This is a genomic window from Pseudonocardia sp. McavD-2-B (assembly GCF_024124365.1).
Lineage (GTDB): Bacteria > Actinomycetota > Actinomycetes > Mycobacteriales > Pseudonocardiaceae > Pseudonocardia > Pseudonocardia alni.
This window is the reverse complement of the sequence record NZ_JAMXSG010000224.1, coordinates 1-9,894: the sequence shown is the minus strand read 5'-3', so window position 1 is coordinate 9,894 and position 9,894 is coordinate 1. Positions and strand designations below refer to the sequence as shown.

Genomic DNA, 9,894 nt, shown 5'->3' with positions numbered 1-9,894 from the left:
GCGCCGCGGCGACGGCGCCGACGACGGCCGCGCCGGTGACCCGCAGGGCGCCGGCGCCGGTGGTCGGTACGAGCACGGTGAGGACGGCCGCGAGCAGCGCCGCGCCCGCCGCGATCTGGAGGGCGACGGGGGCGGTGGCGGCGGTGCCGTGGGTCTTCCGGAGCATCAGGTGTCCAGCATGCCCGACTTGTCCGGTGAGCGACCCGGCGGTGCGGTCAGGCGGGCACGTGGCGGGCGTAGACGTCGCCCGAGCGGCCCAGCGGGCGGCGCCGGTCGAGCAGGGCGCGGAGCTCGGCGGCGTCGACCCAGCGGTCACCGGCCGAGGTGTCCCAGGTCATCGTCTCGACGGGGGAGTAGCGGTAGACGTAGCGGCCCAGGGCCTCGATGCGGGCGAGCGACTCCAGGGTCGCGTCGTGCGCGGCGGGCAGGTACTCCACCGACAGCGCGGGCAGCGGGCGCGACAGCCCGTCGAGGACGTCGGCCTCGAAGCCCTCGACGTCGATCTTGCAGAAGGCCGGGACGCCGTGCTCGGCGATGAGCGCGTCGAGCGTGCTGACCGGCACCTCGATCGAGGAGTCCCAGGTCACCCGGCTGAACCCGGCGTCGTCGGCGACGGTGTCGCGCCAGCGCTGCGACAGCGTCGAGACGGTGGGGGTGGCGCGGGAGACCCCGAGGCGGGCGGTGCCCGCCGCGGCGCCGAGCGCGAGGGGCAGGACGGTCACGGCGTCGTCGCGGCCGAAGAACAGGCGCAGCAGCCGGGTGAAGTCCGGCTGCGGCTCGACGGCGACCACCCGCGCCCCCAGGGCCCGCCAGGCACACACCCGGTTGCCGGCGTGCGCGCCGACGTCGAAGGCGAGGTCGCCGGGACGCAGGAACGCGGAGTAGAAGCGGCGCATCCGGCGCTGCCGGCCCGGGATCCCGTGGTAGGTCGCGAGCGAGCGGGCGATGCCGGAGGCACGGGTGAGCACGCCCCGAGCGTAGTGGACGAACGAGGAGGAAACGGACTCGACGGTCAGGGGGTGGCCGGGCTGCGGCCGGCGGTCTCCACGACCCCGGCCAGCAGCGTCCGCTCGGTGACCCCGACGATCTCCTGCCGGCCGAGCCTGCCGTCGTGCGCGGCGAGCACCGCCCGGGTCAGCAGGGCGTAGAGCGCCTCGGTCATCCATGTCGCGGACTGGGTCACGCAGAAGGCCCCGCTCCGCTGGCCGCGCCGGAACAGCTCGACGAGCAGGGTGTCCATCTCGGCGTAGCGGGCCAGGACCTCGTCGCTGGACTGGATGCGCTCGGCGAGCACCCACAGGTCCACCGAGGGCAGCAGGCCGACGATGACCCGGCGCACCGCCTCGATCGGGTCGCCCTCGTCGGTCCGGGCCTCCCGGATCGCGGCGATCCCGCGCTCCACGCCCATCTCGCTGAGCTCGGAGAGCAGGGCCTCCCGGCCGTCGACGAGCCGGTGCAGGGTCGCCCGGCTGATGCCGGCGCCGGTCGCGATCTCCGACATCGACGCGGCCGGGTTCTGCACGAGCACGGTCGCGGCCGCGAGGAGCACGTCGTTCCGCTCGATGGCCACGCCGGAGACGGTAGACCTCTCGGCGTCAGACCATCGCAGCCGTTCCGACCTGCGGATTCGCGCTGAAGAAGCGGACCATCGCGTCGACGTGCCCGGTGAACGGCGGGCAGTGGACGCCGAGCCCGCCGAGCATCGCCGTCGTCGCGTCGGTGTCGTAGTGCGACGGGTGGGTCAGGTACTCCAGCGTGCTCGACGGGACCTGGAACAGCCGTCCGACGCCGGGTACGTGGTCGATGGAGAACGCGGCGAGCCCGACCGGCATCGGCACCACGCGCAGCTGCTTGCCGAGCCGGTCGGCGAAGACCTCGCACATCTCGGTCACCGTCGGCGGGGCCGGCTGGGCCAGCGCGAACGTCCGGTTCACCGCCGGGCCGTGCCCGGCCAGCGCGGCGATCCCGTCGACGACGTAGTCCGAGGGCACCAGGTTGAACCGGGTCCGCGACGCGGCGCGGGGGAGCGGCGCGAACGCCGTCCGGCCCTGCCGGGCCAGCAGCTGGAGCAGGTAGTAGGGGCCGTCGAACTTCTGCGTCGCGCCGGTCACCGAGTCCCCGACGACGACCGAGGGCCGGTAGACCGACACCGGCAGGCCGGCGTCGCGGGCTTTCGCCACGACGCGCTCGGCCTCGTGCTTGGTGTGGTCGTAGTGGTTGGCGAAGGGCTGGCCGAGCTCCAGGTCGGTCTCGGAGAAGATGCCGTCGTAGCGGCCCGAGACGTAGCAGGTCGACACGTACTGCAGCCGGGCCAGCTGCGACGCGGCCTCGGCGAACCGCACGACGTGCCGGGTGCCCTCGACGTTCACCCGCCAGGCGACGTCCGCCGGCACCGAGAGGTCGTAGACCGCGGCCAGGTGGAAGATCTCCAGCGGTCCGCCGAGCAGGCGCTCGCGCTCGGCCCGTTCCAGTCCCAGTCCGTCGACGGTGATGTCCCCGACGACGAGGTCGGTGCGCCCGGCGATCTCCGGCGCCTCGCGCTCGATCCGGGCCAGCGTCGTGCGGGCCTGGTCGAGGAACTTCGCCTGCACCAGTGCGACCGCGCGCGCGTCGGGCGCGCGGCGCAGCGTCCGCGGCAGCAGGGCCGACCCGAGGAACCCCGGGAACCCGGTGAACAGCACGACACCCACGGGTGCACCGCCTCTCGCGCGGCGTCCGTGCCGCATCGTCGCTCGTCGGGACGGTATCCGGTACCGGCCGTACCGTCCGGGTGGGTGTGACCTAGATCAGCGTCGACGCGTGGTCGGGCACGTCGCGCTGCACCTCGCGCGGCGGGCGCTCGTAGCCCGTCGACGGCTTCCGGTCCGGCAGCGTCAGCACCTGTCGCGCCACCGGCTCCCAGGGGATCGACCCGAGCAGGTGGTGGATCATGTTGATCCGCGCGTTGCGCTTCTGCTCGGCCTCGACGATCCACCACGGTGCGTACTCGGTGTCGGTGTGGATCAGCATGTCGTCGCGGGCGCGGGAGTAGTCGTCCCAGCGGGTCATCGACTCGAGGTCCATCGGCGAGAGCTTCCACTGCTTGAGCGGGTTCTCCAGCCGCTCGGCGAACCGCCGCGCCTGCTCCTCGGCGCTGACCGAGAACCAGTACTTGCGCAGGTGGATGCCGTCCTCGACGAGCATGTTCTCGAACACCGGCGCCTGGCGCAGGAAGCGGCGGTACTCGGTCTCGGTGCAGAACCCCATCACCCGCTCGACGCCGGCGCGGTTGTACCAGGACCGGTCCATCAGCACGATCTCGCCGGCCGCGGGCAGCTGCTCGATGTAGCGCTGGAAGTACCACTGCCCCTTCTGGCGCTCGGTCGGCGCGGGCAGTGCGACGATCCGGGTGAACCGCGGGTTGAGGTACTGGGTGACCCGCTGGATCGCCCCGCCCTTGCCCGCGGCGTCGCGTCCCTCGAAGACCACGACCACCCGTGCGCCCGACGCCCGGACCCACTCCTGCATCTGCAGCAGCTCGCCCTGCAGGCGGAGCAGCTCGGCGTCGTAGACCTTGCGCGGCAGCTTCGGGGTGCTCACCGGCCCAGCCAACCAGAAGGCGGGGTGACGTGGCGGACAGCGCGGTGGGCTGGCGCGTCGCCTATTTACTCGTCTAGCGTGTTTATTTGCGACGACGACGCCGCCTCCCTGTCCCGCCACGTCCCGGAGGAGGCACCCGATGCGTGCCGTCACCACCCGTGCCGCCTTCGCGCTCGCCGCACTCGCCGTCGGCGCCTTCGCCATCGGCACCGGCGAGTTCGTGATCATGGGCCTGCTTCCCGACGTCGCCGGCGGGCTCGCCGTCGACATCCCCGGCGCGGGCCGGCTGATCTCGGCGTACGCGGTCGGCGTCGTCGTGGGGGCCCCGCTGCTGGTCGCGGCGGCGAACCGGTTCCCGCGCAAGCACGTCCTCATCGGACTCATGGCCGGCTACGCCGCGTTCAACGTGCTGTCCGCCGTCGTGCCCGGCTACCTGCCGGTGCTCGCCGCCCGGTTCCTCGCCGGGCTGCCGCACGGCGCCTTCTTCGGGATCGGCGCCGTCGTCGCGGGCGGGCTCGTGAGCGCCGACCGCCGGGCCCGCGCGATGGCGACGATGTTCGCCGGGCTGACCCTGGCCAACGTCGCGGGCGTCCCGGTCGGGACCCTGCTCGGCCAGCAGCTCGGTTGGCGGCCGGTGTTCGGCGTCGTCGGGGTGATCGCCGCGGTCGCCGCGCTGGCCGTCGCCGCCTGCGTCCCCGACGTCCGCGACGCCACCCAGGTGCGCCTGCGCGCCGAGCTGCGCGCCCTCACCCACCGTCCGGTGTGGACGGCGCTGCTGGTCGCGACGGTCGGCGGGGCCGCGCTGTTCAGCACCTACAGCTACATCACGCCGATGCTGGTCGAGGTCGCCGGTTTCACCCCGACCGAGGTCACGCTGCTGCTCGCGTTGTTCGGCGTCGGCATGACCGTCGGGAACCTGGTCGGCGCCCGCCTGGCCGACATCGCGACCATGCCGACGATCTACGGCGCACTCGTCGCCGACGCCGTCGTCGCGTTGCTGTTCGTGCCTGCCCTGCAGAACCAGGCGACCGCGGTCGTCGCCCTGTTCGCCTTCGCCGTGACGACGTTCGCGCTGGTCCCGGCGGTGCAGCTGCAGATCATCAGCGGCGCCGGTGACGCGCCGAACCTGGCCTCGGCGGCCAACCAGGCCGCCTTCAACGTCGCCAACGCGATCGGGGCCGCGCTGGGCGGCATCGTGATCGCGGCCGGGTTCGGCTACGCCTCGCCGAACGTCGTCGCGGCCGGGCTGGCCGTGGTCGGGCTGGTCGTCGCGGTGCTGGCCGGGCGTGGGGACCGGACGGCGGCGTCCCGGGCGCGCGGTGTCGCCGCGGCGGTGTGACGGGGTTCAGTGCCCGGCGCGACGCAGCGCCTCGGCGAACACCTCGGTGATGGCGGCGTAACCGCGGTCGTTGGGGTGGAACCGGTCGGAGGCGAGCTTGCCGCGCCAGTGCCGCGTCCGCGGGTCCCGCAGCTCGGCCAGCACCAGCCCGCGGCGCCGCACGGCGTCGTCGATCAGGCCGTTGACCTGCACCGCCGCGGCGAAGGTGCCCGGCTGGTTGCCGACGACCGTGCCGCGCGGGAGCCGGTCGAGCAGGGCCGCGTACCGGCTCCCGACGCCCTCCTGGTGCTTGGGCTGCATCAGGTCGTTCGACCCGATCAGGCACAGCAGCAGGTCCGGGTGCAGCCGCAGCGCCGCCGGGAGCTGCGCGTCGAGGACGTCGTCGACGCGCGCGCCGTACTGGGACAGGTTGACCGTGCGCCAGCCCGGCAGCAGCCCGACCAGCTGCCCGAACCAGCCGCACTCCGGGGCCGACGCGCCGACGCCCTGGGCCATCGAGTCGCCCAGCGCGACGCACAGCGGCCCGGTCCGGGCGAGCTCGGTGCGGTTGCGCTGCTCCCAGTACGCGGCGTAGGGCTCGATCTGCTGCTGCACCCGGCGGATCGCGGGCACGAACCGGGACACCGCGGTGATCACCCGGCCCGGCGGGCGCCCGGTCCGGTTGGAGAAGCCGAGATCGCCCGCGTCGGTCACGTCCCCAGTGAAGCAGAGACCGTCATCGCACCGTCGTCTCCCCGTGCGCGATCCGCGCGGTCAGCGGGGTGTCGGGGAACGACCGCAGGCTCCGCTTGAGCTCGGCGAACCCGGGCCAGGTGGCGAGGGTGTACGTCGCGTCCCACAGCCGCAGCGCGTCCTCGCCGAACGGCACGGAGTCGATCACCGGCCCGAACAGGGCCGGCCCGTCCGGCGGGGAGAACGACAGGATCGGGGTGCCGACGTCGTCGCCGCACCGCCGCCGGGCCTCCGCCACGTTCGCGGCGAGGCCCTCGTCGAGGTCGGTGCCCGTCGCGGCGTCGGCCAGGGCAGGGTCCAGGCCGAGGTCCTCCAGCACCGGACGCAGGTCCCGCTGCTGCGCCATGACGCGCACGACCGGGTCGAAGCCCTCGCCGTCGGGTGCGGGGGAGTCCCACACCAGCTCGCCGAACCGGGTGTAGAGGTCCCCGACGACCCCGGGGCCCGCCACCGCCTCGGCCGCGGCGATCACCCGCAGCATCTCCAGGCCGCGGAGGTGGGAGTCCGGGTAGGACTCCGAGACCTTCCGCCGCTCCTCGTAGGAGATGCCCTCGTTCAGCATCGCCAGCGGCAACGGGCGCCAGTGCACCGCCAGCTCGCGAAGGCGGCCCACCTCCACCACCCAGCGGGACGTGACCCAGCAGAACGGGCAGATCGGGTCGAAGAAGAACTCGATGTCGTCGCTCATCCCACCGGGTACCCGTTCGGGGTGCCTGCAGTGCCGCGCAGGCGCGACGGGGCCCGACCCGCGACGGACCGCTCCGGACCACACGGCCCGGCGTGCGTCGGCGCTCCCACGGAGATCGACCTACGGTGGGTCCATGACGACCGTGGCACTGCTGGGAACCGGGATCATGGGCGCCGGGATGGGGCACAACATCCTCGCGGCCGGGCTGGACCTGCGGGTCTGGAACCGGACCGCGGCGAAGGCGCAGCCGCTCGCGGACGCGGGCGCGGCCCTGCACACCGATCCGGCCGACGCCGTGCGCGGCGCCGACGTGGTCGTGACGATGCTGGGGGACGCCGACGACGTCACCGCCGTCCTGGAGCAGGCCGCCGGCGGTCTCGCGCCGGGCCAGGTGTGGCTGCAGACGACCACCGTCGGCGTCGAGCCGTTCGACGGGCTCCGCGCGATCGCCGGGCGCCACGGCCTGACCCTGCTCGACGCGCCGGTGCTCGGCACCCGAGCGCCCGCCGAGTCCGGGCAGCTCGTCGTGTTCGTCGCCGGCGACCCCGCGGCGCGTCCGGTCGTCGACCCGGTGCTCGACGCCGTCGGCAGGCAGACCGTCTGGGTCGCCGAGGACAACACGACCGCCCAGGCGAGCCGGCTCAAGCTCGTCGCCAACAGCTGGGTGCTGGCGATCACCGCAGCGACGGGGGAGTCCGTCGCGCTGGCCCAGGGACTCGGCGTGGACCCGCAGGCCTTCCTCGACGCCGTCGCCGGCGGTCCGCTGGACCTGCCCTACCTGCAGAACAAGGCGAAGGCGATCCTCGACGACGACTTCACGCCCAGCTTCACCGTCGACAACGCGGCCAAGGACGCGGGCCTGATCGTCGCCGCGGCGGAGGCCTCGGGCACCCGGCTCGACGTCGCGCCCGCGGTGCGGGACCGGTTGCGGCGGGCGTCGGAGCGCGGGCACGGCGGCGACGACATGGCGGCCGCCTACAAGGCGTCCTGATCAGCGGGCGCTGATCACCATCCGCTGATCAGGGCCTGCTCAGGTTCCTCTCAGAGCCGTCGGCGAGACTGGCGCCCATGCGCATTCTGGTGGTCGACGACGACAAGGCGGTCCGTGACTCGCTGCGTCGTTCGCTGGCCTTCAACGGCTACCAGGTCGACCTCGCCGAGGACGGCCAGGTCGCGCTGGACAAGATGCTCACCGACCGGCCCGACGCGCTCGTCCTGGACGTGATGATGCCGCGCGTCGACGGGCTGGAGGTGTGCCGGCGGCTGCGCAGCGCCGGTGACGCGCTCCCGATCCTCGTGCTCACCGCCCGCGACGCGGTGTCGGACCGGGTCGCCGGGCTCGACGCCGGCGCCGACGACTACCTGCCCAAGCCGTTCGCGCTGGAGGAGCTGCTCGCCCGGCTGCGCGCGCTGCTGCGCCGCCGCACCCCCGACGCCGACGACGACGCGGGCACCAGCCCCGCGCTCACCTTCGGCGACCTGTCGCTGGACCCCGACACCCGCGAGGTGTCCCGGGGCGGACGGCCGATCAGCCTCACCCGCACCGAATTCTCCCTGCTGGAGCTGCTGCTCGCGCACCCGCGCCGGGTCCTGACCCGCGCCCAGATCCTCGAGCAGGTGTGGGGCTATGACTTCCCGACCAGCGGCAACGCCCTGGAGGTCTACGTCGGCTACCTGCGCCGCAAGACCGAGGCCGAGGGCGAGCCCCGGCTGATCCACACCGTGCGCGGTGTCGGCTACGTCCTGCGGGACACCCCGCCGTGACCCAGCTGCTCCCGCCCGACGAGGAGCGGGCCGAGCGCTGGTGGCGCCGCGGGCCCGCGGCCGAGCCGGACCGTGAGCGGTTCACGCTGCGCGCCCGGATCGGGGTGCTCGCCGCACTCGTCGCCGCCGCGATGGTGCTGCTCGTGTCCGCCGCCGCGTTCCTCGTCGTGCGCCAGAACCTCACCAGCTCGCTGGACGAGACGCTGCGCCAGCGCGCCTACGCCGCGGCGCAGAGCGACCTGATCGACCCGCGGCTGCTCGCCGCGCTCCCGCCCGACGTGCTCGGCGCGGCCGACCTGCACATCGCGCTCGTCTACTCCTCGGGCGTGGCGACCTCGGCGGACGAGTCGTCGCGGCCGCCGCTGGGGGAGCCGGAGATCGAGGTCGCCCAGGGCGGGCCGACCCAGCCGGGCCGCACCGCCGAGCTCGACGGCGTGCCGTACCGGATCGTCGCGGTCCGGGCAGGGGACGGCCGCGCGCTGGTGCTGGCCCAGCGGCTCGACACGATGACCCGGGTGGTGACCCGGATGGGCACCGCGCTGCCGATCGTCGGGCTGGGTGGCGTCGTGCTGGCCGCGCTCGCCGGGGTCGCCGTCGCCCGGACCGGGCTGCGGCCGGTGCTGCGGCTGACCGCGGCGACCGAACGCGTGGCCAAGACCGGTGACCTGCGCCCGATCCCCATCTCGGGGTCCGACGAGCTCGCCCGGCTCACCCAGTCGTTCAACACGATGCTCGGCGCGCTGGCCGCGTCGCGGGAACAGCAGCGCCGGCTCGTTGCCGACGCCGGGCACGAGCTGCGCACCCCGCTGACCTCGCTGCGCACCAACCTGGAGCTGCTCGCCTCCGCCGACCGGCCGGACACCCCCGACCTGCCCGCCCAGGACCGCACCGAGCTGCTCGACGACGTCCGCGCCCAGGTCGAGGAGCTGTCCCACCTCGTCGGGGACCTCGTCGAGCTCGCCCGCGACGACGCCCCGACCATGACCAGCGAGGCACTGGAGCTCACCGAGATCGTCGACCGCGCCCTGGACCGGGTGAAGCGACGCGCGGGGGAGGTCGAGTTCGACGTCCACCGCACCCCGTGGATCCTCGACGGCGACGCCAGCGCCCTCGAACGGGCCGTACTCAACCTGCTCGACAACGCCGTGAAGTGGAGCCCGCCCGGCGGCACGGTGCGGCTGTCGATGGTGCCGATCTCGCCGGAGTGGCTGGTCATCGAGGTGGCGGACGCGGGTGAGGGGATCGCCGCGGAAGACCTGCCGCACGTGTTCGACCGCTTCTACCGGGCCGACACCTCGCGGACCATGCCCGGCTCCGGGCTGGGGCTGTCGATCGTCGCGCAGGCGGCGGCACGGCACGGGGGAGAGGTGCGGGCCGGGCGCGCCCCGGAGGGCGGTGCGCTGCTCTCGATGGCCCTGCCGGGCCGGTACGTGGCGGAGCCGGAAAGCCCATAGCCTGGTGTGACACGACGTGACACAGCGGTGACACGACGGACGGAGACGACGGACGGTGGACGCATGACCCAGGACAACCCGCCCGACGAGCCGACCCGCACCGGAGCGGGGACGTCCGGTGGGGCCTCCGGGGACGCGGCCGGCCGCGAGGGCGGGCCCGCCGCCACCGCGGGACCGGCAGGGTCCTCCGGCGACGCCGCCCCGGAGGAGGACGGGCCACGGTCGTCCTCGTCGGGGTCCTCCACCGACGGGTCCGCGTCGGACGGGGTCACCGACGCTCCGGCCACCGGCTCGCCGGGCGCCGGGGACGGCGCCGAGGCCGGCCCGGCCGGGAACAC

10 protein-coding genes and 1 pseudogene are annotated in these 9,894 nt (G+C 74.2%); 5 read left to right on the top strand and 6 right to left on the bottom strand.

The genetic code is table 11. From position 1 onward, the window contains the following. Nucleotides 1–215 precede the first annotated feature (215 nt). The 4 genes from NH602_RS23305 to ppk2 form a co-directional block, all read right to left on the bottom strand. On the bottom strand, nucleotides 216–968 hold the full coding sequence (locus NH602_RS23305; RefSeq protein ID WP_253068908.1) for an FkbM family methyltransferase: 753 nt from the start codon (nucleotides 966–968) through the stop codon (nucleotides 216–218). 44 nt (nucleotides 969–1,012) lie between these two features. Then, nucleotides 1,013–1,570 (bottom strand): TetR/AcrR family transcriptional regulator, encoded by a 558-nt coding sequence (locus NH602_RS23300; protein ID WP_179761107.1) that lies wholly within the window; start codon nucleotides 1,568–1,570, stop codon nucleotides 1,013–1,015. Nucleotides 1,571–1,595: 25 nt separating this feature from the next. Further along, nucleotides 1,596–2,690 carry an SDR family oxidoreductase gene (locus NH602_RS23295; RefSeq protein WP_253068907.1) on the bottom strand — a complete coding sequence of 365 codons (1,095 nt, stop codon included), beginning with the start codon at nucleotides 2,688–2,690 and terminating at the stop codon, nucleotides 1,596–1,598. A 91-nt stretch (nucleotides 2,691–2,781) separates the two neighbouring features. After that, nucleotides 2,782–3,579 (bottom strand): polyphosphate kinase 2, encoded by a 798-nt coding sequence (ppk2, locus tag NH602_RS23290; protein ID WP_253068906.1) that lies wholly within the window; start codon nucleotides 3,577–3,579, stop codon nucleotides 2,782–2,784. A 139-nt stretch (nucleotides 3,580–3,718) separates the two neighbouring features. Between ppk2 and NH602_RS23285 the strand changes: the two genes are divergently transcribed. Continuing rightward, nucleotides 3,719–4,918 carry an MFS transporter gene (locus NH602_RS23285; RefSeq protein ID WP_253068905.1) on the top strand — a complete coding sequence of 400 codons (1,200 nt, stop codon included), beginning with the start codon at nucleotides 3,719–3,721 and terminating at the stop codon, nucleotides 4,916–4,918. A gap of 6 nt (nucleotides 4,919–4,924) precedes the next feature. Here the strand turns inward: NH602_RS23285 and NH602_RS23280 are convergent, their stop codons facing one another. Further along, complete coding sequence (locus tag NH602_RS23280; RefSeq protein WP_253068904.1) at nucleotides 4,925–5,611, bottom strand: SGNH/GDSL hydrolase family protein; 687 nt, start codon at nucleotides 5,609–5,611, stop codon at nucleotides 4,925–4,927. Between the two features lie 22 nt (nucleotides 5,612–5,633). After that, complete coding sequence (locus NH602_RS23275; RefSeq protein ID WP_253068903.1) at nucleotides 5,634–6,338, bottom strand: DsbA family protein; 705 nt, start codon at nucleotides 6,336–6,338, stop codon at nucleotides 5,634–5,636. 133 nt (nucleotides 6,339–6,471) lie between these two features. Between NH602_RS23275 and NH602_RS23270 the strand changes: the two genes are divergently transcribed. From NH602_RS23270 to NH602_RS23255, 4 genes and pseudogenes are all read left to right on the top strand, one after another. Continuing rightward, on the top strand, nucleotides 6,472–7,329 hold the full coding sequence (locus NH602_RS23270) for an NAD(P)-dependent oxidoreductase (protein WP_226364516.1): 858 nt from the start codon (nucleotides 6,472–6,474) through the stop codon (nucleotides 7,327–7,329). Between the two features lie 77 nt (nucleotides 7,330–7,406). Then, nucleotides 7,407–8,102, top strand: coding sequence for a response regulator transcription factor (locus NH602_RS23265; RefSeq protein WP_073577591.1), 696 nt, complete (start codon nucleotides 7,407–7,409; stop codon nucleotides 8,100–8,102). Between the two features lie 5 nt (nucleotides 8,103–8,107). Further along, nucleotides 8,108–9,556, top strand: coding sequence for a cell wall metabolism sensor histidine kinase WalK (locus NH602_RS23260; protein WP_237453421.1), 1,449 nt, complete (start codon nucleotides 8,108–8,110; stop codon nucleotides 9,554–9,556). Nucleotides 9,557–9,619: 63 nt separating this feature from the next. Beyond that, nucleotides 9,620–9,894: pseudogene (locus NH602_RS23255) on the top strand (hypothetical protein); the annotation flags it as partial.